The following is a 23,006-nucleotide window of genomic DNA, read 5'->3' as shown; positions in this document are numbered from 1 at the left end:
GTCCGTGAACGTCGCGCCCATCACGCAACCTCGCGGGTCAGCGCGAGTAGCTCCGCGTCGACGTCGACGCCGTCCCACTCACGGCCGGGCGGCACAGCGGCGTAGACCTCGTCCAGGAACTGGACGAGGTCCTGCCGCTCGACCGAGAAGTGCGCCTGGCCCGACGGTGAGCTCAGATTCACGGTCACGTCGTCCGAGCGCCGCCCGGGCGCAACCCGCACATCACCCGCACCGGACGGCCGCTCCAGCCCATCCAAGAGCAGCTCACGGCCGAACTCCCAGACCACCGGGTCGGGTGTGCCCCTGTCGAACTTGGCGCGCACCACCAGCGGGTCCCGGGAGTCGTAGCTCAGCTCGACCCAAACCGGCACATTCGGGCCGTCCGGCGCCAGCAGCAGAAACTCGGTCCGCTTGAACACCTGGCGCGCCATCAGCGGCCACCCGACTTCTTCGCCATCTCCGCTTCCCTTCTCGATCTCCCGCTGTTCTGGGGGTCTCGTGGTCATCCGTCGCGTGCTTGCCGGTCACGTTGGTCATCCAGTTCGGCCAGTAGCCGCAGGGTCCGCTCCGCCGCCTGGACGGTGTGCCAGGTGAGCGCCGGGTCGGCGTTCACCCACTGGCCGTGGGCGGCGATCCGGTCGGGGTCCGAGTCCCACGCCGCGGCGGCGAGGCGCTTCGCGGCCGCCGTCGTCGCGGCGAACGCCGCCACTCCCCTCGTCTCAGGCGTCCGCCGGCGCGGGCTCAGACACTGGGGCGGAACGGTGTGGGCGGTCTCGGGGTGCAGCGTCAGGATTTGCTGGATGAGCGCCTCGAGGTCCGTCCGGGCGACCACGATCCGGGAGCCGGTAGCGCGTTCCAACGCCAGCCGCAGCCGCAACAGGGCGCTCATGATGTCCACCCGTTCGCGACCGACAGGGTCGCGTGACGGCGCCCCGGCTGATCAAGCGCACACCGGCGCACCAGTACGTGGCCGCTCGGGGTGCCCGCATCGCACACCCCTGCGACGGTCTGCCCGCCAGGCGCGCCCGCTCCCTGGTGTGCGCGGTCGCCCGCGGCTTCGCAACCCTTACCGGCGATCTGCCCGCGGAGAGCCCGCCGCCGCTCTGCGCGATTGGCTCGCCGACGCCGAGCCTCGTCTGCTCGAGCTGCGCGTTCAGCGCGACCGGCATCGGCGCGCTTCGCCCGCAGTTCGAGCTTCAGCTCCGTCTCGGCGCGGCGAGCGGCGACGGCATCGGAGAGCTTCCCCATCCCTACCGCCCCCGCCCGTCACGGCGGTTGATGAGCTGGCCGCAGACCATGACCCCGACGCTGATAGCGAGGACGAGGCCGAGCACGACGACGGCGAAGCTGGATCGGGCGGCGTCGGTGATGAGGACATAGCTCCGGATGCCCTCGCCAGTGAAGATCGCGGGGAGGACCATGGTGGGGACCGCCCAGACGCCGGGCACGGACTGCTGGTAGTGGATCGCCGATTGCGGCGGGGGCGGCAGGGGCTGGGTGGTGGCGGGCGGCTGAAACCTGGTGTAGCGCATCAGGACGCTTCCTCCAGCGGCTCGCACTCCACGCCCTCGCTTGCCGGGAACGCACACTCGACGCACTCGCCGAGCGACCGCGGCACGCAGTAGCCGACGTCGCGCTTACACGTTCGGCACCATCGGCGGGCAGCCATCGCCCGCTCGAGCGCTTCCAGCTGTGCCGGTGACGCCCGGCGTTTCGGCACCAGTTCGCGGCGATCCCACAGATGGGCCCACCGCCGGCCCCGCCGGCACACAACCAGGCCCACCGGCTCTGCCCCGCCTGGCGCCAGATCCAACACCCGCATCTGTCGCCGCGTCACCAGCCCTTTCGGCGCGGACCGCCACGACCAGGCCGGTAGACCGGCGATCAACCGGGCTGTCGGCTGCCACCCCCACCGCTCGGTCATCACGCCGAGTGCCTCGGTCATCGCCCGCCTCCACGGACGGCCCCCGCGATGTCGGGGCATAGTCCAGTGACGGGGTTCGCGCTGCGGTCGGACATGGCGATCGATGCTCCGTTCGGATCAGCGGCAGCGGATCGGGCGGCGACTCGGAGGCCCGGTGCTCCGCTGATGCGTGACTGGGCCGCATGTCGCACCTTCAGGGCTCTCCGCGCGCCCGCGATCAGTCGGCAGCGGGTGCCACCGTTTCGAAGGTTCCTGCCAACAGGATGCCGTAGCGGCGCTATAACGTCAAGACTTTCTAACGCTAAAAGCAGCTGTGGACCTGGGAGGTTGACCGATTGAGCCTGCCCGTTGCTTGGTCCGCGATCGTCTCGGGTGTCGGTCGACGCAGCGCCCGATCCGCCCGATGCTCGTCGCGGGTGCCGGCCGCGCTCCGACGCGGGAGGGTCTGCCCTTGACGTGCGGGAGCCGTCGATCTTCAAGCAGGCCAATCACGATGGCCTGCGGGCGTGGACCCGAGGCACCCAGGCGCTGATCGCGGAGTGGTCGCGGCGCCCAGCCGACGCGACCACGTTCGCCCGAGCGGGGCGCAGGTACGCCCGCGGCCCGGACGCCCCTCGTCCGGCGAGCGGCGATCGAAGCGCGCAGCACGCCCGGCTCGGCAACCGTGATGCGGCACGGGCGGCGTTGCAGGAGGCGTGGCGGGCTCGGGATGTGCCCGAGCGCACCGACGAGGTCGCCGCACTCGGCGGCGTGCTCCCCTTCCCCCAGTGAAGCTCGAGTACTACGCGGGGACCACACTGGCCCTGATCGGCGACCACCCGCGGGCCGAGCGGGCGGCCCTGAAGGCCATCAGCATGTACGAGTCGGGGCCGCGTGAGCAGCGGCCCTACGGCGACGAGGCCTCGCGAGAGTTGGCGTTGCGACGGCACGGCTCGCGGCGGTGACTTCGAAGGTGCTCGCGGCGCGCTCCAGCACATGCTCGCCCTGCCACCGACCATGCGCATTCACCAGATGCGTGACGGCCTGGTCCGCGTACGATCCGCACTCACGCTTGCCTACGGCGCGCACGAACCGCGCGGTCGAGTTGATGCGTGAGATCGATGAGTTCTCGGCAGGCTCGACTGCCTCCGGCGTTCGTACGCTCGCCTCGTGATCACCGATGACCGCGCCATCCTGGCCACGGCCTGCTCGATCGCAGGCATCGATCGCTCTTCCGCGGCCCTTCGCCGGCACGCGACGAGCGTCTACCTCCTCCCGTCGAGCGACATCGTGGCGCGCGTGAACCGGGGCATCGATCGGCGGGGGGCCGCCACGGCGATCGCGGTGACCCGCTGGCTATGTGTGGGCGGGCCGCCACGGCTGTCGAGCCGGCAGCAGTCAATCAACCGGTCGTCATCTCCGTCGCCGACGACGGCACCGCCACAGTCGCCGGATCCATCGGCACGGATCACCCCGACGCTCGTCCCCCAGTCCCCGCTCGCCCTGCGCCGATAGCACCCGCGTTTCGGAGCAGAGGTAGCTGGTCGGGGCGATGCTTGGAGTTCCGGCTCCGGAGGCTGCCGATCAGCCGATGCGCCCAACCCCACCGAAGAGGTAGACCTCCCGGACCTCGCCCACGTCGGGAGCGTCAGGCCGCCACCGTGAGCACGAGACCACCCCTGGCTCCAGCAGCTCCATGCCGTCGAAGAATCGGGCGATCTCGCTGCGGTCGCGGGCCCGGATCGGAGTACCGCCCCGTTCGGTCGTCTCTCGCATCACCCGCAGCATCGGCTCCCCGTGGACCTCCGCGGTGGAGTGGGTCAACGCCATCATGCTGCCGGGGGCCAGCGCAGAGACCAGCCGCGCCACGCTGCCGTAAGCTTCCTCGTCATCCATGAGGTGGTTCACCACGCCCAGCAGCATCAGCCCCACAGGCTGGTCGAAATCCAACGTGTGTTTCGCCGCGTCGAGGATCGCGTCGGGCTCACGCAGGTCGGCATGCAGGTAAGCGGTGGCGCCTTCCGGGGTACCTACGAGCAGCGCGCGGGCGTGCGCCATCACTATTGGGTCGTTGTCGACATAGACGATGCGGCAGGTCGGGTCCATCGCCTGCGCGACCTCGTGGGTGTTGTTCAGCGTGGGCAGCCCGGTGCCGACATCGAGGAACTGGCGGATACCACACTCTGCGACCAGGTACCGGACCACTCGGATCAGGAACGCCCGTTCGGCGCGGGCACCATCGGGGATGTCTGGGATCTGGGCCAGGACGGCATCGCCCGCTGCGCGGTCGGCCTCGTAATTGTCCTTGCCGCCGAGCCAGTAGTTCCAGATCCGCGCCGACTGGGGGACGCTGCTGTCGATCTCCGAGGGCTCCACATAGGCCATGATGGCAGTCCTGCCGTCGTGTAGTGATCGAGGTCAATCCTCGGATCTGCCAGCAGCGTCGAGCTCACGTTCGTCGGTCGATCTGTGCGCGTGCAGCGTTGTTAGCGAGTGGTGTGGAACGGCGGGTCGACGGGCGAGGACCAGGTGGTCATCGCCGGCATGTCCTTCGTCGGATCGATCACCCATATCACCTTGGTGGGGTCGTACAGCAGCTCGAGGAACTGGGCGCGGCGCATTTGAGCAGGCGTGACGTGCCGGACCGGCCGCTCCTCGTGCTCGGGCGGGCTCATTGCGCCTCCTGTCAGCCCTGCTCTTCGGGGCCGGACGTGGTGGGCCGGTCGTGAACACTGGTGCAGAGAAGGGGACGACGCGGTCACCTGGAGTCCAGCGCATCGCGTCGACGAGGACGGGTGGCACCATTAGCTCCCACCGCGACGGGCCCTGCGCTTCTGTAGCGGGCTGTCCCCCGGAAGCGCGATCTGCCGCCTGACCGAGGGCAAGCTACCCAGCGCCTCCAGTGTCGCCACCTGGATCTGCAGCCGAACCCGCCGCCGCGCTGACAGAGGGTTCTCGACCGTGGTCACCCGCGAGTCCCGCCCTGCCGCGATGATTCGGCGCAGCAGCTCCTCGCGTGCCGTCGTGGTCGGCCAGCGACGGGCACGTCCCGTGAAGACACGGGCGGCCTCGTCGATCACTATCGCGGGGTACTCGTGGTGGGCGTCAGTACCGGCAGGCGCGATCTGCTGCTCTTCCGGGGTCATCGTTGAGTGGCCCTCTCGGTTGTGTGGGGAGTCGGCTGGGGCTCGTCGAGTCGCCGGGCCACGCGGTTGAGTGTGGCCTGAGCCGCGGCGATCGCTTGCTGCAGTTCGGTGACGACCTGGCGGAGCTCGACCCGATCTGGGTCGGCGCGCTCGGGCACGGCGACGACGAAGGTGCCGCTGCCCTGCCGAGGCTCCAACAGGCCCTCCTCCTGCAACAGGCTCTGGGCCTGGCGGATGGTTTCGAGCGCAGCGACGCCGTACTCCGCCTGCAGAGCGCTGATCCCGGGGATCTTGCTGCCCACCAGCCACTCGCCGTCGGCGAGGCGCCGGCGAAGGTCATCGGCGATCTGGCGGTAGCGCGGAACTCGAGCCATCCTTATACACTATCACTTCTAGATGATATAGACGAAAACGGAGCCGCGGTGGCGCTAAGTCGGCGCCGATCCTGAGCGACACACCAGGGTCCCGTCCAGCACGACGTCCACGGCCGCCTACGCAAGGCCGGGCGGCCGACAATCGGCGTCACGGTGACGTGCGACGGACTCTCCGCGGCCGGACATTCAAACAGGGGCCGAGCGGCCCTGACGTGGTGCTTGCGCACTCACGCCGCGCGGCCGCGGTTGTGACGCAGCCGGGCGAGACTCCTTATTGTCAGTCGTCACGCCGCCACCTCCGCGGTGGTCGAGGTTAGGGCGGCACGGGCTCGTTCCCCTAGCCAGCGGGCGATGCCGACCGGCACGGCGTTGCCGATCTGCCGCTTCACCTGTTTTCCGGTCCCGTGGAACACGTAGGAGTCGGGGAATCCCTGCGCGCGGGCGCACTCGCGGTTGGAGAGCATCCGGTGGTGCTGCACGCCGTCGATGAGCTGCGCGACGGCGTGGTGGTTGCCTCCGGCGGTGACCGTGGCGAGCGGGTGCCGGTCGGCGCGCAGTGCGCGGGCGTGGCGTCGGTAGGTGACCAGGTGCGGCACGCCCTCGTCGGCGATGCTGTCGATCTGGTCGGCGACGTACAGCCGGCGCGTGACCGCCTGGCCTGGGTCCGGGTCGAGGATCTGCGACGCCATCACCGGTGCCATGGCGGGCGGGGTGAGGTCCAGTTCGACACCGTCGCGGGTGGCGACGATGAACAGCCGCTTCCGGTTCTGGGCATGGCCGAAGTCGGCGGCGTCGAGGACGAGCTCGCGCACCGTGTAGCGGAGCGCGGCGAGGCCGTCGAGCCACCACGGGTAGAGCACCCAGTCGCGGATCTCGGGCACGTTCTCCACGATCACGACGGGGTAGGCGTGCACCTCCGCCGCGGCGATGACGGCGTACGCGGTGGCGCGATCGATCGCACCCTCGTCCTGGCGCTTGAGCTCCCGCGCGACGCTCTGCTTCTTCCGGCCACCCGCGCGGGCCTGCCAGCGGCACGACGGGGAGGCCCACAGGAGATCGGTGGCGGGGTAGGTCCGCCAGTCAACCTCGGAGAGGTTGGCTACGCGGTGCTCGGTGTCGGGGTGGTTGGCCTGGTGAGTGGCCACTGCCAACGGCCAGTGGTTCGCCGCGACGACCACCCGCAGTCCGGCCTGGGTGAGCCCCTTGGTGGATCCCCCGCCGCCGGAGAACAGGTCTTTCGCGGTGATCACGACGCCGGTCCGCTGCCTGCAGCCCGTCGGGCAGTGCGGGCGGAATCGCGGGAGCTGGTCGTCAATGAAGCCGCACGTTCGCGCGCCTTCATTGCCCAGGTCCTGACGGCGGTGGCCTCCGAGCCGGTGGTCTCCCCGGCGACGTGTTCGAGCAGCCGAGCCTTGAGCAGGTACCAGGCTGCGATCTCATCAGCGGTCGCCCCGGCCCGCGGCGCAGCACGCACGACCTCGCCGATCTCGACCAGCACGGATTGGGGCATCACGACCTACCCCGACTTGTTCTGGTAGCGCCTACCCGAGCCGTGGGTTCCATGGCGAGCACTACGCGCGACTCGGCGATCTCGGCAGCCGGGCACACGCACCCGTGGTGATGGCGGGCTGACCCGGAGTCGTGGTATCGGGCCGTGCAGGTCACGAGGCCCTCGCCGGCACGGCCGGAGCGGCAGGTGTGTCGGGCCGCGGTGCCATCCGGTGTCGAGTTATCGCACGCTGCGACACCCCGAACAGGGCGGCGATCTGAGCACCCGACATTTTCCCGCCGGGCCTGGTCGAGTCGGACAGGGCGGCCACCACGATCGGGCGTTCGCCGAGGCCGAGCCGGGCCCACGCGTTGCGGATCCGGGTGCGGGAGGCTGCTGTCCGGATGAGCTCGAGCACGTCGCCGGCGGTGGTGGTGCGGCGCTTGAACTGGTACGTGCGGTCGATTACGTCGGTCGCCGGGCCGACTTTGGGGTCGTCCATGTCCAGCCCGGCCCAGTCGTCGGGGGTGCACGACCAGCCTTCCCGGGTGGCGAGCTCGCGCGTGTAGCGGATCGCCCGGCGCGCCGACGTGGTGGGCGGCAGCTTCTGTTCCGGACGCAGTGACGACGCGGCGGCGTAGATCTCGGCGACCGCCGCTGCGATGTCGGCGTGGATGTAGTGGCGTCGACCAGCGCGGATGTGGCCGATGGTGCGGGGATTCACCTTCGCGGCGCTGGCCAGCGAGCGGGCCGGCCACCCGGCGGCGGCGAGCGCCCGCAGGCGACGGATCGTGCCGAGCGCGGGCACACAGCCCTGAGGGCCGTGGCCGGCTACCGGATGGACCTGGGGTGGGGCGGCCGGTATCGGACGGGTCCAGGACCCGGCAGCGGCGGCGGGGTTGCCGATCACTCAGAGACCTCCGTGAGCTGTGTCGCCGGCGCGAGGCTCCAGACGCCTCGCCTGTCCCCTCCCGATCGGGAGGGGCTCCGTGACTCCACCCTCAGCTTGGTCTAATCGCGGCTTACAGTCAAGACGTTTTCACGTTAACTCACGGCGTGGGACTGCTAGTAGTGGTTCTTGCCGTACCAGCAACGCCCTACCCGTCGCCGGGCGAGTGGCCTCACCAGTCGTCGCCGAACGCGGCGGAATCGCCGAACTGGAACTCACTCAGGTTCTCGAGCCGCCAGTCACCGTCGACGTAGTACTCGGCCATCGCTCGCCGGAACGCCTCGGCTGCAGCCTCCGGGCCGTCCTCGAGGTAGGCGTTCATGATGTCCGCGGCCGCCTCCGGGGGCAGGTCGGTCGTGATCCGCCGCCCGTGCCGCATGTACTTGTCGTCGGGCCGCGGGCCGACGTCCCCCTGCAACGTCACCCGGATCCCCTTCGTGCTCAGCCGATCCATCCGCCGCCGCGGCGCCGTGGCCCTGCGCACGTCACGCGCGTTGCGCTGGTGCTCGGTGCCGATGCGGCTCCGGTTGGCCTTGCTCGGGCTGCGGCGGCGCGAGCGGTCCGGGTGCACCCACGTGCGGAGCGTCCGGACCGCCACGCCGAGCCGCTGCGCCGCGTCGCGCTCACCGTAGGTTTTGATCAAATCCTTGACCTGCCGATACAGGGTGGTCGTGCGGGGGGCGCGGGGCCGCACGCCGCGGTCGAGGGCCTCCCCCAGGTTCAGGTTCTGGCCCTGACGGCGGCGCGGGCGTGGGCTCACTGGTCACCGCCGGCACGCTCGAAGCTGTCGAAGAGCCCCATCTCGACGATCTCGCCGTTCTCCCGCTTGGTGCCCTTCGGAATGTCGCCGGCGGCGAGGAAGGGCGCGACCTGCTCGGTGCGTAGCCGCCCGAGATGCTTGACCTGTCCGAGCTGCTCGCCTCTGACCCAGCCGGGCGGCGGAACCGGCTCTGGGCTGTCGCTCGCGTACAGCACGGCGTCGGTCGAGATCGCCAGCGGGAAGTGGCCCGACTTGGCTGCGGTCACGATGCGCCGGGTCAGCGCGTACCGTCCCTGGGCCACGACGTGGTGACGCCAGTCGGGCCGGTGTGTGGAAGGCCTTTCGTTCGGCTCCAGGTCCCGCCACACACCGGCGTCGAGGCGCCCGACCCCGTGCTTGTAGGTGAGCTTCACCGCGTTCAGCACGGCGCGGTCATCGGCGCTCACGGCGCCGAGCAGCGACTTCCGTGCCTCGCGCAGCTCCTTGGCCCACTTGTCGAGCACGCGCACCGCGTTGGGCTCGAGCTCCCCGTCGGGTAGCACCACGGGGCGCCACACCCATGCTTTGGTGATCTCCACGTTCAGGTCGTAGAGCTCGGTGAGGATCTTCATGGTTGGGGTGGTCACCCACAGGTTGTCGTTACCACGATTGCGGCCTGCGACCTGCAGGGGATCGGGCAGCCGGGCGTGCTCCCACGCCGGCGGGCTGGCGATCCGCCAGTAGCCCGGAAGGTTCGCGTCGAACTGCACGTCTTCGGTGAGCTCGTCGGGAGCACCGATGCCGAGCGGCAGCGAGGTAGCGGCCCCGAGGTACATGGCATTGACGTCCCACGCGTCAACCCACGGCATTGCCTCCTCGTCCGGCTGCAGTGTGCGCTGCCACAGATAGTCCTTCTCCAGCGTCGGCAGCGTCGACGGCTTGGGCAGCTCGGGCCGGGGGGCACGGGCGATGTCCGGGCGCGTGGTCTTGATCAGCTCGACACCGGTCACGCCCGGTGAGTAGCTGTAGACCACCCCGGCCCTCGCCGCGAAGGCCCCCAGCCGAGCAGCCACCGTCTGAGTCGGCTCGGTCAGCTCACCGAACGGCGACTCCTCGTCCTGCCACTCCGGGACCACGAGGTGCAGGTTGCGCCCACCCTTGCGGTAGATCACATTCCAGCCGGAGACCTTCTTGCTGCCCAGCTCCCAGCCCGCGGCCTCGAGCATCTCCCGGACCGCGAGATGCTCGACAGGCTCCTTGTTCCCGGTCTCCCGCGCGACCTCGGCGGGCAGTCCCAGCCGCTCGCGGACCTGCGGCAGGAGCCAGAGCTGTCCGTAGCCGTGGAATGCGCCGGTGTAACGTCCGCGGCCGTTGCGGTGGCCGAGATTCAGGCGCTCGGCGAGTCGCAGCAGCGAGTCCAGCGATTCCGCGTCCTCGCCCAGCTCGATATAGCGCGGCAGGCCTTCGGGCCGGGCAAGCCAGCCGACCTCGGCGTCTACGAGGAGCGCGACACCGCGGTAGCCGGCGCTGACAGTGACCTCGACATCGCTGTGCCTATCGACTCGGTCCGATGCTTGTGCGTGCCCCGCCGCGCGCCGCGGCGCCGACCGCGACACCTCCACCGTTTCGCCGCCAGGCTCGGCGGGCTGCTCCGGCGCGGAGGTCACCGGCGCAGCGGTGGCGCGTGCAGGCCGCGAGGGCTGCGGGCGGATCTCCTTCGTGGCCGGGGCGGGCCGCGGGCCGCTCACCTCCGGCGTGTAGGCCACCCCGGCCGTCGCCGCGTAGGCGCCCAGCCGTGTGGCCACCACCTGCGCCGGCTCGGTCAGTTCATCGAACGGCGCATCGGCCGGCGACACTCCGACCTGCCACTCCGGGATCACCAGGTACAGCTGGCGGCCCCCGTCCCGGCAAACGACGGTCCAGCCACCGATGACCTCACTGCCCAGCTGCCACCCCTCAGCCTCGAGCCTTCCCCGGACCGCGCGGTGGTCAGCAGGCTCCCCGTCACCCGCGCGGACCCTCAGCCTGGCGGGCAACCCCAACCGCTCCCGGATCTGAGGCAACAGCCACAGCTGGCCGAGTACGTCGCCGTCGGCGCGGCCGCCGCCGTCGCGGCCGCCGCCGTCGCGGTGGCCAAGGTTCATGCGCTCGGCCAGCCGAAGAATGCTGCCCAGCGACGACGCGTCCTTGCCCAGCTCCACAGGTCGCGCTGGCTCGCCCGGACGCGCCAGCCAGCCGAACGCGATGGCGGCGACGAGAGCGATGCCGGCGTAGTCCCCGCCCGAGGTGGCAGCACTGTCGCGCTGTCGCACGGTCCGCGGCCCCACCGCGCCGGACGCCGGAATCTCACCGACCGGCGAATCGGTCGTGTCAGCCCCCTCAGACGCTCCGTCCTCGAGGTCGCCCTGCTCGGATGTGTCAGGCATCGGGGCCCCGGAGAAGAGGTCTGGCTGCGGCGCAAGCGAGCGAGGCTCCTCATCCAGCTGGGCGGCCTGGTCGTGAACCAGGTCGCCCAACCCGGGGCCCGAAGCTGTGGCGGCGTCGTCGGACTCGGGCCACAGCCACGTCCACGGTGCGTCCCACACCGTCATCTGCGTGCCCGGCCCGGCCACGCCGTCTCCGAGTCGGATCTTCACCGTGGTGCGGCGGCCCTGCGCGGTGTCCCGGGAGCGCAGGATCCCCGCGTCGGCCAGAGCTCGCCCCAGCCCGCTGCGGGTCAGGTTGAGCGGGTGACCAGCGGCGTTGGCCTGTTGGATGATCGCGTCGGTGGCCGCGGCCGGGTTCAGCCAGATCCTGTCCCCGTCGGTCCATCCGATCGGCGTCCCGACGTGCTGCCAGCACTGCGCCTCGGTGGTGGCACCCGGCCGCAGCTCCCACCCGCACTGGGCGGCGCGGGTTGGCTGCTGCCCGGTCCGGCGATCCACCAGGGCGACGGACCGGGCAGCAAATGCCGAACGCAGCGCCGCGGCGGCTACCTCCGCGGGGCGACGCTCCACCGAGCCAGTCATCACCCGCTCCCTCACCTCGGCCATTCCCGACCCGACTCCGTTCCGACCAGCCTCCAGCCCGCCACCGGACGTCCTCCCCTCGCCCCCCGCAGTCGTCTGGTTGAGCCCGTGCCCTTCGGGGTCGGCCTGAACGGTCCCGCTGGTCAGCTGAGCGTTTCCCGCGGTCATCAGGCCGAGGCGCCCGGAACTTCGATGGTTGCTCATGCGCTCTCCTCGACCCGGTCGAGACGGCTGGCCTTCACCCCGGCGGCGTTGTGGCTGCCCTGGGTCATCGGCAAGCCCTCGTGATCCACAGCAGGCGGCGTCGCATGCCGGTCGCTGTTGCCCGTCGAGTCCGTCGCCGCGCGACGGCGTCCGGTGGCGGGACGGGCGGTCGGCTTTCGCGGGAAGCGGCGTCGATACTCGGCGCGACCAGCCGTCGCGATTGGTCCTGATGGCCGGTTTGCTTCCTGCGTCGCTGCGATTCGAGCTGCGACTGCCTCGGGTGAGGTTGTCGTGCAGTCGCATTTGACGGCGGGATGGAACGGCCCTCCGGTGGCCGGGTCGATGACGTGGCGTGCGTCGTCGTGCCAGGTGCAGGTCTTCCGACGAGCCGCGGCGGCGGCGGCGCGCTCAGCGAGCTGCTTCTCCGACCACCGCCGGGTGCGCCCGCACCCCGGGCAGGACTTCCGGTCTTCATCCGGTCTCGGTGGGTTGGCCCGATGCCTGCGGCAGAGCCACGTGTCCTTGTCGTCGAGGTTGAACACGATCTCGGGGGCGGGGTCCGGCGTGCCCTCGCGCGGGTGCCGTACCCCGTTACGTCTCCCCCCCGTGGGTTCTTCTGACGGGTTATCTCTAGGAGTTTTGGGGGTCTCGTAGACCCCCCTGGCCGGGTCTACGAGACCCCCCTGGCCGGGTCTAGTAGACCCCCCAGCCTCCATCGCAGGGGGGTCTACGAGACCCCCCTGCGAGTCGGTCCAGGTCAGAGGCTGCTTATCCGCCTCGTCGGCGGCAGCACTCCGGGGTCGACTGGTGCCGGTGTCGGATCGTGCCTTACGGGAGGGAGCGGCCTCTGGAAGATCAGGCCGGTTCTCGGGGGTCAGGGGCGGACGCCCGTTCTCCTCCCGCATCCGGTTGACCTCGGCGAGCTGAGTAGGCGAGTAGAACGACACGGGGATCATCAGGTCGTAGACCTTCGGCCGACGGTTCGCGGGGATCTTCGCCGCGAGCGACTGGTCCCCGTAGGCGATGACCCCCCGCTCCCGGAGCGCCCGCATACGGCGCTTAACCGTCTGCTCGTCGCTGACCGCGCCACGAGCGATGGTGCCCGGCGAGAGCCATACCCCCGTGCCGTCCTTGTCTGCACGGCCAGCCATCAGCGTGAGGATCACGCGCTCGTACACATCGGCAACGGGCGCAGTTTCGGCCCAGTCGAGGGCGAGCCAGCTCATCGTGCAGCCCCCGAACAGGCGCGTTCCACGCCACGTGCGGGCATCCAGCCCGATCCGGTGCCGTCCTCGGCGGTCTGCGCCGTCGAGAGAACGCCACTCCCACCCGAGCGAGCCCAGTTGCCCGTAAAGGGCGGCTCGCCGCGACTGGTCGTAAGCAGATCGTCGATTGCGAGCGCTGGTGGCACTCGATCGAGCGAGCTCCGGTCTTGCGGGTCGGCGGTGCAGGTCACTGCCCACGAAGTGGGCGCGGGCGAGTCGCGGATGTCGTACCGCGCGCACCGCGGGTACGATGACACGCGCAACCTCCTCTCATGAGGGGTGCTACGACGCGAGCCCTCCGCGACAGTGCCGCCAAGCAGGTAGCGGGGGGTTTTCGCGTGTCTAGGGGTTGATGGCCTGTTCAGGCGCCGAGGCGAAGCTGCCCCTGCTGCTCGACCTCCTCGGCCCCGTCCCATAGGCCGTGCTCGGCCGCTAGGAAGCGCACGATGTACTCGTTCAAGCTGATGCCGAGGCTGTTCGCTTCCTGTTGGTACACAGCTCGGTGCGCTTCCGGGAGCCCGACCGACAACTGCTGACGCTTGCCCCACCGAGGCTCGGGGCCCGGCCTCTTGCGCCTGCTCGTGACCGATCTCTGCATGCCGTCGTCCTACCGTCTCGCATCGTATGATGCGAGACGCCACGCCGAGGCCGGCCGTTGAATCGGCTGGGGTGTGGGCGCCGAGTAGATCAGCGGTCGTGCGGCCATCCGTCTTCGTGACAAGGCCTGGATCCGGCTGGTGCGCCCTGCAGTGATCAGCCACATCGCTGTCGGTCCTGAACCGAGTCATTAGGCGGCGTTCTCCTCGGAAGACCTCAAGGACGACAGGGCCCGGTCTTGGCAGGGGTCGGGGACCCGCGTCAGGGGCGTAGGCGCGGAGCCGAATCGGCGCACCCAGCCGAGTCGCTGCTCCGTCGTCGCCTTGGGGTCAATCTGCGCGGCGAGGATCGTGACGAGTGCCTCGACCGGGTCGATGCCGGACGGGGGCTCGAGCCGGAACGCCGCGCGCAGGTGTTTGCGCTCCATGTCCGGGCCGTCGTCGTGGACGGCGCCGACGATCAGCTTGCTGATGTGCAGAAGGCGTTCGGCGTACAACTCGGTCTCGTCATCCACGTCGCGCCGGACGGGCCGGCCCTCGACGGGGCGATCCGCAACAGGCTGCCCGGCGCGGGCAGCGCGGGCAGCGCGGGCCTTCATGAGGCCGCCGTGGCCGCGGACGAACCGAAGCGGTTGCCCTCGCACTGTTCCCCGCTGCCGATCCGTCTCCTGCGCGACGGGAGCCAGCTGGCCACAGCCGCACTCGCACAACGTCGCGCCCGATGGCCGCGCCGCGGACTTGTGAGCACTTCGGGACCTTGGGCGGCCGGCGTGGCCCTTGATGAAGCGGCGCGGCTGTCCCTTGACCGCGCCGCGGCGGGCGTCGCTCTTCTTCGCAAGGGGTGTAGAGCGGCCGCAGCCGCACTGGCACAGTCCCGGAGCGATGTCGCTCCCTGGCGCGTCCTCGGCGCGTGCGATCGCGAGCCCGCGAGCCTGCGATGGGTTCGGGCTGTGCCCGGGCTCCGGGAGATAGGCGGTCATGGCACACCGCCGGCAAGGTTCCGAGCCTGCTGAGATGCGGCCAGGGTGGCCAGCACCTGGTCGCGATCGCGGGGCCGCCACACAGCGGCGAGCTCCCCGAGTGCGGTGAACCACTGGCGCTGGTCGGGCGTGAGTCGGCCAGCGTCTGTCTTCAGCTCGACGATCAGCACGACGCCGTTGCGGGCGAGCACGAGATCGAAGAAGCCCTTGTGCCCCTGTACGGCGGTGCGCCAGCCGCGCGCGGTGCGGGCCGGGCGGAAGTGGGTGACGCGCCATCCGTGCAAGGTCGCGGTCTCGACCACCCAGTCCGTCCAGTCGGATTCCGACACCGCTGCCGTCAGCGCTGCACGCGCATTCCCCCTCGATCGCACGGTCACCGAGCACCGCCCTGGTCGGCGGGACAGGCGTTGAGCATCGCCGTCAGGCCGTCACGCTCGGCGCCGTCGATGTGCAGCGCGTAGGCGTGCTTTGTGGCGATGTACGCGGTGGCGAAGCCGCACCAGGCGCCGGGGTCGGGCGGCCGCCAGCGGCCAGCGTCGTCGTCGCTTCTCGAGCTGTTGACCGAGGCCGTGATCGGGGTCAGGTTGGCCAGGTCGTTGTAGAACTCGGCGCGCTGCTCGCGGGTCCAGCCGCGGGCCCCGGAGCGCTGTGCCTCTCGAACCGGGACTCGGTGGTCGATCTCCAGGTCGGCTGGGTCGGTGTGAGAGATCCCGTCGTACGTGCTGGTCCACCGACCACCGGTGATCGTGCAGTTGGCGCCGGTGGTGACGTCCTGCCCGTCGCGGATCAGGACCTGCTCGCGGGTATCGCAGCCGGCGCGGGTGCGCCAGTCCCCCCAGTCGTCGCGGTCGTAGTGGGCCCCGTTGTCTTCCACCCGTATCGGGAGCGCGGCGAGCAGCCCGCGAGCCTGCGCCGGGTCCGGGGGCTGCGCCATGTACCGGACCGTCCGGGGCGAGTCGCCTGGAGCGGTCGTAGTGATCTCGGTGCTCGCCGCGGCGCCACCGCATCCGCTCAGCACCACCGCCGCGGTACTGAGCGCCAGCGCCGCGTACCGGATGCCGCGAGGCGTGCCTGGCGTCTGTGGGGCCAGCGCGACAACGCCGGCCGGTCCCAGCGTGCTGGGCCCTACCATGGCTTCTCCCTGACGTCACGTGCCTGCTTGTCGGCCGTGTTGTGGCGGGTGGGGAGAGCCAGCCCGGCGGGGACGTCTGGGCGGAGGTATCCGCCGGGCTGGTCCTCGATGTCGGCTGCGACGTCGCCGCAGTCAGTGATGTGGCGTTCGTCGATGTAGCCGCAGGAGCCGCAGACGCGGTACTGCATCCCGCAGCTGGGAGCGCCGGCGGGATCGTCCTGCTCGGAGTGTCCGGGAATGGACTGATTGCAGGCGCACATGCGCCATCCCCTGTTGCCGGCCTCGCCGGCTTTGAGCGCTGGGTCAGCGGTGTGCCGGGGGCGGCCTCCGCGGTAGTCGTGCCCGAGTCGTCGAGCGCAGGCGAGCACGATCCGCAGATCGGCTGTCCCGGGTTGGACCGTTGTCCGCTGGCCGCGCGTCGCGGCATCGGTCACAGCAAGGTGCGGCGTTTCGCGGATCTGCTGACATTCCGGGCAGACCCGCCATTGCATGCCGCAGCTCTCCCGGTCGGTCGGGTCCGCCTCGACGACCACGTGGTCGGGGAGCGACCCGCGGCAGCCACACATGCGCCACTCGCCGCTGGGAGCTGCCAGTTTCGAACCGCTGCCGTCGCTTGACGTCAGCTCCTCGGAGAAATCCGATGCGGTCGCCCACCGGATTTCCCCGGCGGCCCGATAGTCAATCCGAAGCATGTCGATCAACCGTATCTCGCGTCCACTCACGTGCGCCCTCCGATCTCGTGGTCCCGTCAGTCGCCGCAATATCTGACGGGCAGTTGTTGCGTGCGTGAATCCGTTCGTCCGTAGGTCAGGGCGTGGCTTCCGACCACCGCTTTCGGTGTGTCCGACGGATTTGAACTCCGACGGATACTGGCCAGTCTTCTGTTGACCATCTAGGCCTCCTCGTTAGCCATTCTCTAGACGCTTTAGGAACCTCTGGACTATTCGGTTTCGTGACTTGTCGACATCCTCCGGTTCCGTGCAAATTCACCGAGCTTCTTCGCGTCGAACAAGTCGGTCTGTCCATGCTTTCCGGCTACTTCTGGGAAGTCCACGTAGCGCTGCCGTGCCTTCCGCAGGTTGTCCAGGCTCATGCCGTCGACAAGATCCGTTTCGACGGCTTCCCGTAGCGACACGAGGCGGCGAGCCTCGATGATCTCGTCGCCATTCAGAGAATCCGCAGGCTGCGGGTCTGCCGACGGAGTCCCTGGGACAGTCTCAGGTCGCTGTCCCAGGTCAGGACGATCTTGAGACAGCTGGGACACTGGGACACTCTCGGGCTCGAAATCAGCTCGCTCGTCGGCCGGAAGGCCGAGCAGGGCCATTTCTCGACATTCCCGCGGAGTGAAGAACGCCACCTGTGTCTCGGTCGCCACGCCGTGCTTCACGATCTGCCAGCGGCCGATATGCTTCGACTTCTTCGGCATTGGCCACACCTCAGGCACCAGCATTCGCCAGGCGTTCGCCGTGTAGCGGGCGAGGCAGCGGGTTGCGAAGTTCTCCCGCCCCTCTGGGCCGCCGACTGCGCGTGCCGTTGCCGACTGGGCGACGGCCACAACGTGCACCTTGATCTGCCGTCCCATGAAAAGGATATCCAGCAGTGCCTCGACCGCCGGAGACATGTTCGGGTCGCCCTTTTCCTTGATCTGTCGCCAGTAAGTATTGAGGCGATTGATCGTGGCGTTCATCTCTTCGAGCATCACCCAGATGCGGGGCCCGACGTAGATGTGATCGGTGTTTCCATCAATGTCTGCGTGCTCCTCGACCAGGATGGTTCGGCGGTCGATCTCATCCTTGAGGGAGAGCAGCTGTTCATGAATGGCTTCAGCAGTCCGGCGATACCGCACGTTGGGAAGATTGTTCGCCCACATATGCGAGACACGCTTGACGTCGCAGATGATGCCGAGCCCGCCCTTGGCCAGGCCCTGGGCGAGAATCCCGCGCAGCAGCACCGACTTCCCGGCACCCGAGCCGGCCGAGACCAGGACGTGCGGGGAGTCGGCGTCCAGGTCGACGTCGACCGGCTTCTCGCCCGCCGCCAGCCCGATGATCGGGGCGGTCTCCTTCGCCTTCTGCAGCAGCGACAGGATGTCCTCGTAGGTCACCTTCGCGGGCGGCCGGCTGGGCTCGCGGATGAGCACATACGGCTTTGCGCCCTCGAGGTTCCAGGCGAACTGGGTGTCCGAATCGAGCCCCAGCTTGCCGCGAACCACGGTCTTGACGTGGTTGTTGACCCCGTCAGACCCGTCGTAGCCCCGCGGCAGGTCGATCCGCAGCTCCTGGCCGGAGTTGTGCTTGAAGTCCGGCGGGATGTGCAGCCATTCCTCCGGGCGTGCCGCGGTCTGCTTCACCGACGTGCGCAGCGCCTCGTGCAGGGGTCGCAGGTGGCGCTTGTGGTGGGCGTGGGTCTTCACGCGGTGCCATCCGCCCCACGAGCCCCACACCAGGGCGATCACCCCAAGCACCGTCGCGACCGTGCGGGTGGTCTCGGGGGCCACCCAGTAGGCCACCGCAGCCACGATCAGCAAGATGCCGAGGCGGAACAGCAGACGCGCCCACCCGGGCCGGTAGGACCACTTGCCGGTGTTGCCCGGCACGTCCTTGAACTGGTGTCGGCCCGCACGCCAGAACGTCGCGTCCGTGCGTGGGCCGCCGATAAGGATCTGGCCCGACAGGAACCGGACGGCGAAGCCGCCGACTCGTGACGCGGGTGCCGTCACCGCGAACGCAGCAACGCCGCGCGCCGTCCCCTTCATCGCCTTGGCCGTGTGACCGGCGGCCGTGCGGGACGCACTGAGGGCGCGCGCCGTCAATGGGTGTGTGGCCAAACGCGTCAGCACGTTCTCCGGCCGCACCACAAGCTCTGCGCCCTCGCGCCGCAGCACGAGGTCGGTGGCCGACGCCTCCTCATCGTGGGTCCGCTCCGCGCTGATCGTCATGTCCGCCACCTCCTCGCTTCCAAGTCCTTGTAACAGTAAAACGTCAAAACGTAATCCCGGGTTCGCCACAAAATGTGGCGTTGGCGCTGGCGGTTGTGTCTCCACCGTTGGGTCGGCGGCCGCTCTTCGTGGCGTACGTGACGCCCTCTCCCCGCACCGCAGCCACCACCAGGGCGACCGATCCGTGGCTCGGCGCTTCGCGCAGCGCCGCGGTGTGGTGCCCTCAGGGCGGCGGCGTCCGGGGAGCGGCCTAGCGCGGTCCTGGAGACGGTCCGCTCAACTGCGAACGCCGACCCCGCCACCGTGGGCAGGGGGCAGTGGGCGGGCAGCTGCTGAAGGACCTGGCGCGTCGTCATCGTCGTCATGCCACCCGCGACGACTCCGTCGCCCCAAGGCCGTCGTAGCTCAACGGGTCGGCGTCATGATCGGCTGGCAGCTCGAACTCGAGTACGACCTGCTGATCGGTGCGGATTGCCTGCTCCCAGCAGTCACCGCAGGCCACCGTGCCGAGCTGCACAGTGTGGCTGGTGTCCTCGCACAGCCGCTGCGCGACCGCGGCGACTGGGTGATCCGTGGGGAGCGTGCTGAGCGCAGCATGCACGCTGCGGACCAGCGCTGGCCGCCACGCGGCAGCTCGCCGATGGCCTGGTGTCACCAGCGCCGACTCATGAGCCCGGACCACGCTCTCTGCGGCCGCACCTGTCAGTCGGAGCAGGCCGTCATCCGTGATCGTGACCTCCATCAGATGTCCCCTTCCTGCAATGCCGACGCCACTCGCTCCACGCACTGGCGCGCCTCCGCGACGGCGTCGGCCGCGGCTCCGTACGTCCCGGCGCTGAACTCGATGTCTGGCAGCCGCGAAACGTCTTCACCTTTTGCGGGCTCCACCACAAAACGTGGTCCCGTCAACGGATCAGCCATCGTCGGATCCCGGGCCCTTGCGCACGCCGGCCAACTCCGGTTCCTGACGGCGCGCACTGGCGGCCGGCCGGGTTCGCCGCATGCGCTCTCGGATCGCTCCGATGATCCGTGCGACCCTTCGCGGGATGAGGACGTCCGGCTCGACGAGGTCGAGGTTCACTCGGCAGCCAAACCAGCCCATGGCGAAGCCCGCCTGGAAGCCGAGCACTCCGCCCAGCAACAGGACAGGCGCAAGGTCTGTCATCACGAAGTACCCCCGACTACCTGCAGCTCCGGGACCTGCTCGCCCTCCGGCCGCCCCTCCGCCTCCGCGTCCTCGATGTCGCGGAGACGGACGGTTCGTGCGTACTTCGGGGTGACGGTGACGCCGTGCTCGGCGAGCAGCGTGACCGCGGGCTCGATGTCCTCGAGCTCCGGAAGTCCAACAACGCCGTTGATCCGCCATGCCTCGCGGATCGCCTGCGCCTGGCTGGTGCGAGCGATCTCGGCGAGTGACCGCCGCTTCTCACCGGGCTCGACATCGCTGGGGCGGGGCTCGCCTGGCTCCGTCGGGTCGGGTGACTCGTTGCCGCCGGTCGTCTCCTCGAGCTCTGCGTCGATCTGCGTCTTCTTGCCCGGCGGCTCGTTCCACGGGGACGGCTGATCGAGATTGCTGAGCTTGTCCGCGTGCCGGATCGCGGCCAGCTCTGTCAACATCCGGGCCTTGGCGAGCTCGTCGTGTGCAACGTTCGACGCCCGAAGAGCCCTCTCCAGTCGCCGCCTCCGGAGCAGGGTGGTCTTGCCCGCGAGCGCCAGCCGGGCTGCCCGACGTGCTGCCCGGTCTCGCGTCCTCGTCAGCGCGTCACGCTGATCGTCAGCCAGGCCGAGCCGGGACAGCGCCCGCTCCCGAAGCTCCCTGACCACGCGCTCCCAGGTGGAGCTGCGCGCGTGATCCCTCGACCGGATCTCGATCCCGAGAGCGAGATGCAGGGCGACCAAGCTCAGCACGGGACCGAGCAGCACGCGAAGCACGCCAACGACCGGGCCCGAGAAGGCGATCGCGCCGAACGCGGCGACGCCACACAGCGCCCAGCCGAGCAGCCGCGCCGGACCCGGTCGACCAGTCGTCCGGACTCCCGACCGCATCGCGACACCACAGGCGATCATGGAGATCTCCATGACCGCGAACAGCACGGCACGTTCCCAGATCGCGGTGATTCCGAGCCACTCGAACAGCCGCCACGAGGTGTCAGCGCTGACCAGTAGCGCGCTGAGCGCAACCACGTAGAACGCTCTCGCTCCGATGCTCGGCGGGCCCTTCTCCTTCGCCAGGAGGTAGCCGTGCATGAGCCGCGCGGCGAGGTATCCCACGAGCTGCGCCGCCGCAACGAACAGCAGCAGAGGAACTGCGTATCGCCAGGCGGCGGCCAGTCCGAACCGGTCCTGCGCAGCCCGCAGCAAGTAGTCCCACGCAACGGCATCCGGGGCGAGTACGACGATCGCCAGCAGCAGCGCCAACGACCCAGCCGCGACCTTCTGCCTCGTACTGTTCCCGATCTGTGGCGCACCCGGGGGCGCCTTATCCATCACCACCGCCGGTGCGGTGGACAGCGCCGGTCGGCGCAACATCCTCGGCTTCATGACTGTGTCCTCCTGACCTCATCGGGCCTCATTGACAGGCCGCACGATACTGATCGACTCAGTATATGTCTACTGAGTTGATCAGCAGTCAGGTGTACTGGCTGACCTTGTAGGGTTCGACCTGCAGCTTTCGCCCGATCTGCGCCTGGACAGGAGGAACTCGAGTAGTGCCCGACAGCCCAGCGCAGCCGGATCCGACGGCCCAGTGGTGGACGACGACGGACGTCGCTGCCTACCTCGGTGTCACGCCTGGAGCGGTCTCGTCGTACCGCGGGCGTGGTCAGATGCCGCCGCCGGACGATCGGGTCGGTCACGTCTGGGTGTGGAAACCGAGTCGGATCGTCGAGTGGGCGGCTCGTCGGAGTGGCAGCAGGCGGGCGCAGCAGGGCGACGACGTTCCGGAGCTTGGTGCTGCGCGAGCTGATCCTGACGCCGAGTGGTGGACCGTTGACGATGTCGCCCTCTACCTGGGCGTGAAGCCTCGAACGGTCGTCGCGTATCGCAGCGTCGGCTCGCTCCCAGAACCTGACCGGCGAGTAGGTCGGCGTGTGCTGTGGCGACCGCGCCACATCATCGAGTGGCGTGCTGGTCGATCCGGCGATGAGCCTCGTCAGGGCGTAGGCGACGACCAGGTGTAGCGCCAGGTGCGCCCGGGACGGCGCCTCGGCCTGATTCGGCGAGACCTCTGCCAGCTGGTCTTTGATCAAGAGCGCACCTCCGCGGTGCTGTGGTCCGATTGGACGAGCCTCACTATGCATCGTCCCGATGCCTATATGCAACAGCCCGATGCCTGCTACCGTGATGTCCGTGCTGGTCACGGAGCTATCCAGCACCGCAGTCGCGCCTATGCACTGAGCCGGTGCCTCTGCGAGACTGTGCGGGCCACCTGCCCCCGGCCGGGAGAGGAACGCCTGATGCCCGAGAACCCCGTGACCAGCACCCATACGCCGTTGACCGTCCGGACCCTGCGCACGCTGCCGGACGCCGTATGTACCGAGCGCCGCACCTGCGTCGGTCGACACAAGATCGACGGCCATGCCGGTTCGTACGTCGTGGTGAAGGAGGTCACCGATCCGGCGGTGATCGGTTCGCTGTCCCCCCACATCGGCTCGGGCGAGCTGCTGGGCTGGGTGCCCGATGACCTGTTCGCCCCCTACGACCAGGACTGACGCATGTCCGAACTCCTCGATGAGCAGGGCCTCGGCGACTACATCGACGCCCACTACCGCGACGCCGGCGATCACCTGTTCCGGATGGAGCGGCTGCCGCTGTACGACGTCCCCGACCAGAACGCCGACCGGGAGGCCTTCTTGGCCGGCCGGGCGCCGGACTGGGCCCGTAAGCAGCAGTGGCTCGACACGCTGGCCGAGGAAGCCCGAAGGGGGCTGGTGTCGCGGCGGGTGCGGATCTTCTCTGAGCAGCTGACCGACGACGAGCTGATGGCCTGCCACTACGGCTACCCGTTCACCGGCCGGTATGAGGACGTGCGGGTGCTGCACGCCGGGGAGCACCCGCCGGTGCAGCTGCTCGACCACGACTACTGGGTGATGCAGCCCGCTGGCGGGCCGGTGTCGGTGCTGCGCATGCACTACGACGCCGGGAGGTTCGTCGGCGCATCCGTGGTGCCGCCCGCCGACCACCGGCTCTACCTGCGTGAGCAGCAGCTCGCCTGGACGATCGCCGAGCCGTTCGTGCAGTGGTGGGGCCGGCACCCCGAGCTGCACCGCACTCTGGCCGCCTGA

The 23,006-nt window shown here is 69.6% G+C and carries 28 protein-coding genes; 6 read left to right on the top strand and 22 right to left on the bottom strand.

The window, feature by feature from the left end; translation table 11 throughout:
- Positions 1–20: 20 nt before the first annotated feature.
- The 4 genes from K1T35_RS48055 to K1T35_RS48040 form a co-directional block, all read right to left on the bottom strand.
- Complete coding sequence (locus tag K1T35_RS48055) at positions 21–506, bottom strand: SsgA family sporulation/cell division regulator (protein ID WP_370645555.1); 486 nt, start codon at positions 504–506, stop codon at positions 21–23.
- Positions 503–889, bottom strand: coding sequence for a hypothetical protein (locus K1T35_RS48050; RefSeq protein ID WP_220263471.1), 387 nt, complete (start codon positions 887–889; stop codon positions 503–505). Before K1T35_RS48050 ends, K1T35_RS48055 begins: the two co-directional genes overlap by 4 nt.
- Positions 890–1,250: 361 nt before the next feature.
- On the bottom strand, positions 1,251–1,532 hold the full coding sequence (locus K1T35_RS48045; RefSeq protein ID WP_220263470.1) for a hypothetical protein: 282 nt from the start codon (positions 1,530–1,532) through the stop codon (positions 1,251–1,253).
- Positions 1,532–1,945: an RRQRL motif-containing zinc-binding protein gene (locus K1T35_RS48040; RefSeq protein WP_255622850.1), complete on the bottom strand. Its 414-nt coding sequence runs from the start codon at positions 1,943–1,945 to the stop codon at positions 1,532–1,534. Before K1T35_RS48040 ends, K1T35_RS48045 begins: the two co-directional genes overlap by 1 nt.
- 435 nt (positions 1,946–2,380) lie before the next feature.
- Here K1T35_RS48040 and K1T35_RS48035 point away from each other — a divergent pair, with 435 nt between their 5' ends.
- The 3 genes from K1T35_RS48035 to K1T35_RS48025 all read left to right on the top strand — a co-directional run bounded on the left by K1T35_RS48035 (position 2,381) and on the right by K1T35_RS48025 (position 3,418).
- Positions 2,381–2,695 carry a hypothetical protein gene (locus K1T35_RS48035; protein WP_220263469.1) on the top strand — a complete coding sequence of 105 codons (315 nt, stop codon included), beginning with the start codon at positions 2,381–2,383 and terminating at the stop codon, positions 2,693–2,695.
- The gene (locus K1T35_RS48030; RefSeq protein ID WP_220263468.1) at positions 2,692–2,868 is read left to right on the top strand and encodes a hypothetical protein; all 177 of its coding nucleotides are present in this window, start codon (positions 2,692–2,694) and stop codon (positions 2,866–2,868) included. Before K1T35_RS48035 ends, K1T35_RS48030 begins: the two co-directional genes overlap by 4 nt.
- Before the next feature lie 205 nt (positions 2,869–3,073).
- Positions 3,074–3,418 (top strand): hypothetical protein, encoded by a 345-nt coding sequence (locus K1T35_RS48025; protein WP_220263467.1) that lies wholly within the window; start codon positions 3,074–3,076, stop codon positions 3,416–3,418.
- A 69-nt stretch (positions 3,419–3,487) separates the two neighbouring features.
- Here K1T35_RS48025 and K1T35_RS48020 read toward each other — a convergent pair whose 3' ends face one another.
- The 18 genes from K1T35_RS48020 to K1T35_RS47935 all read right to left on the bottom strand — a co-directional run bounded on the left by K1T35_RS48020 (position 3,488) and on the right by K1T35_RS47935 (position 21,264).
- A complete protein-coding gene (locus K1T35_RS48020; RefSeq protein ID WP_220263466.1) occupies positions 3,488–4,288 on the bottom strand; it encodes an SAM-dependent methyltransferase in 801 nt (266 codons plus the stop codon).
- A 101-nt stretch (positions 4,289–4,389) separates the two neighbouring features.
- On the bottom strand, positions 4,390–4,578 hold the full coding sequence (locus K1T35_RS48015) for a hypothetical protein (protein ID WP_220263465.1): 189 nt from the start codon (positions 4,576–4,578) through the stop codon (positions 4,390–4,392).
- 467 nt (positions 4,579–5,045) lie between these two features.
- Complete coding sequence (locus K1T35_RS48010) at positions 5,046–5,423, bottom strand: GntR family transcriptional regulator (protein WP_220263464.1); 378 nt, start codon at positions 5,421–5,423, stop codon at positions 5,046–5,048.
- A gap of 284 nt (positions 5,424–5,707) precedes the next feature.
- Positions 5,708–6,673 (bottom strand): DNA cytosine methyltransferase, encoded by a 966-nt coding sequence (locus K1T35_RS48005; RefSeq protein ID WP_255622849.1) that lies wholly within the window; start codon positions 6,671–6,673, stop codon positions 5,708–5,710.
- Positions 6,670–6,921 (bottom strand): hypothetical protein, encoded by a 252-nt coding sequence (locus K1T35_RS48000; protein WP_220263463.1) that lies wholly within the window; start codon positions 6,919–6,921, stop codon positions 6,670–6,672. Before K1T35_RS48000 ends, K1T35_RS48005 begins: the two co-directional genes overlap by 4 nt.
- Before the next feature lie 163 nt (positions 6,922–7,084).
- Positions 7,085–7,822, bottom strand: coding sequence for a hypothetical protein (locus K1T35_RS47995; RefSeq protein ID WP_220263462.1), 738 nt, complete (start codon positions 7,820–7,822; stop codon positions 7,085–7,087).
- A 211-nt stretch (positions 7,823–8,033) separates the two neighbouring features.
- Positions 8,034–8,504: a hypothetical protein gene (locus tag K1T35_RS47990; RefSeq protein ID WP_220263461.1), complete on the bottom strand. Its 471-nt coding sequence runs from the start codon at positions 8,502–8,504 to the stop codon at positions 8,034–8,036.
- Positions 8,505–8,617: 113 nt separating this feature from the next.
- Positions 8,618–11,608 (bottom strand): hypothetical protein, encoded by a 2,991-nt coding sequence (locus tag K1T35_RS47985; RefSeq protein WP_220263460.1) that lies wholly within the window; start codon positions 11,606–11,608, stop codon positions 8,618–8,620.
- 200 nt (positions 11,609–11,808) lie between these two features.
- Positions 11,809–13,038 (bottom strand): hypothetical protein, encoded by a 1,230-nt coding sequence (locus tag K1T35_RS47980; protein ID WP_220263459.1) that lies wholly within the window; start codon positions 13,036–13,038, stop codon positions 11,809–11,811.
- A gap of 826 nt (positions 13,039–13,864) precedes the next feature.
- Positions 13,865–14,272, bottom strand: a complete 408-nt coding sequence (locus K1T35_RS47975) for a hypothetical protein (RefSeq protein WP_220263458.1) — start codon at positions 14,270–14,272, stop codon at positions 13,865–13,867.
- Positions 14,273–14,649: 377 nt separating this feature from the next.
- Positions 14,650–14,982, bottom strand: coding sequence for a hypothetical protein (locus K1T35_RS47970; RefSeq protein WP_220263457.1), 333 nt, complete (start codon positions 14,980–14,982; stop codon positions 14,650–14,652).
- A gap of 44 nt (positions 14,983–15,026) precedes the next feature.
- On the bottom strand, positions 15,027–15,785 hold the full coding sequence (locus tag K1T35_RS47965; RefSeq protein WP_220263456.1) for an HNH endonuclease family protein: 759 nt from the start codon (positions 15,783–15,785) through the stop codon (positions 15,027–15,029).
- Complete coding sequence (locus K1T35_RS47960) at positions 15,779–16,507, bottom strand: hypothetical protein (protein WP_220263455.1); 729 nt, start codon at positions 16,505–16,507, stop codon at positions 15,779–15,781. The genes K1T35_RS47965 and K1T35_RS47960 overlap by 7 nt, the downstream gene beginning before the upstream one ends.
- A gap of 218 nt (positions 16,508–16,725) precedes the next feature.
- Positions 16,726–18,723 (bottom strand): hypothetical protein, encoded by a 1,998-nt coding sequence (locus K1T35_RS47955; RefSeq protein WP_220263454.1) that lies wholly within the window; start codon positions 18,721–18,723, stop codon positions 16,726–16,728.
- A 361-nt stretch (positions 18,724–19,084) separates the two neighbouring features.
- Positions 19,085–19,324, bottom strand: coding sequence for a hypothetical protein (locus tag K1T35_RS47950; RefSeq protein WP_220263453.1), 240 nt, complete (start codon positions 19,322–19,324; stop codon positions 19,085–19,087).
- Between the two features lie 140 nt (positions 19,325–19,464).
- Positions 19,465–19,644: a hypothetical protein gene (locus K1T35_RS47945; RefSeq protein WP_220263452.1), complete on the bottom strand. Its 180-nt coding sequence runs from the start codon at positions 19,642–19,644 to the stop codon at positions 19,465–19,467.
- The gene (locus tag K1T35_RS47940) at positions 19,637–19,888 is read right to left on the bottom strand and encodes a hypothetical protein (RefSeq protein ID WP_220263451.1); all 252 of its coding nucleotides are present in this window, start codon (positions 19,886–19,888) and stop codon (positions 19,637–19,639) included. The genes K1T35_RS47945 and K1T35_RS47940 overlap by 8 nt, the downstream gene beginning before the upstream one ends.
- Positions 19,888–21,264 carry a hypothetical protein gene (locus K1T35_RS47935; protein ID WP_220263450.1) on the bottom strand — a complete coding sequence of 459 codons (1,377 nt, stop codon included), beginning with the start codon at positions 21,262–21,264 and terminating at the stop codon, positions 19,888–19,890. Before K1T35_RS47935 ends, K1T35_RS47940 begins: the two co-directional genes overlap by 1 nt.
- A gap of 167 nt (positions 21,265–21,431) precedes the next feature.
- Between K1T35_RS47935 and K1T35_RS50010 the strand changes: the two genes are divergently transcribed.
- From K1T35_RS50010 to K1T35_RS47920, 3 genes are all read left to right on the top strand, one after another.
- Positions 21,432–21,902, top strand: a complete 471-nt coding sequence (locus K1T35_RS50010; protein WP_370645554.1) for a helix-turn-helix domain-containing protein — start codon at positions 21,432–21,434, stop codon at positions 21,900–21,902.
- Positions 21,903–22,178: 276 nt separating this feature from the next.
- Complete coding sequence (locus K1T35_RS47925; RefSeq protein WP_220263448.1) at positions 22,179–22,433, top strand: hypothetical protein; 255 nt, start codon at positions 22,179–22,181, stop codon at positions 22,431–22,433.
- A 3-nt stretch (positions 22,434–22,436) separates the two neighbouring features.
- Positions 22,437–23,006: a DUF6879 family protein gene (locus tag K1T35_RS47920; protein WP_220263447.1), complete on the top strand. Its 570-nt coding sequence runs from the start codon at positions 22,437–22,439 to the stop codon at positions 23,004–23,006.

It is taken from the genome of Pseudonocardia sp. DSM 110487 (genome assembly GCF_019468565.1).
GTDB lineage: Bacteria > Actinomycetota > Actinomycetes > Mycobacteriales > Pseudonocardiaceae > Pseudonocardia.
The sequence above is the reverse complement of the archived record's forward strand: the minus strand, read 5'-3'. Positions and strand labels throughout refer to the sequence as shown.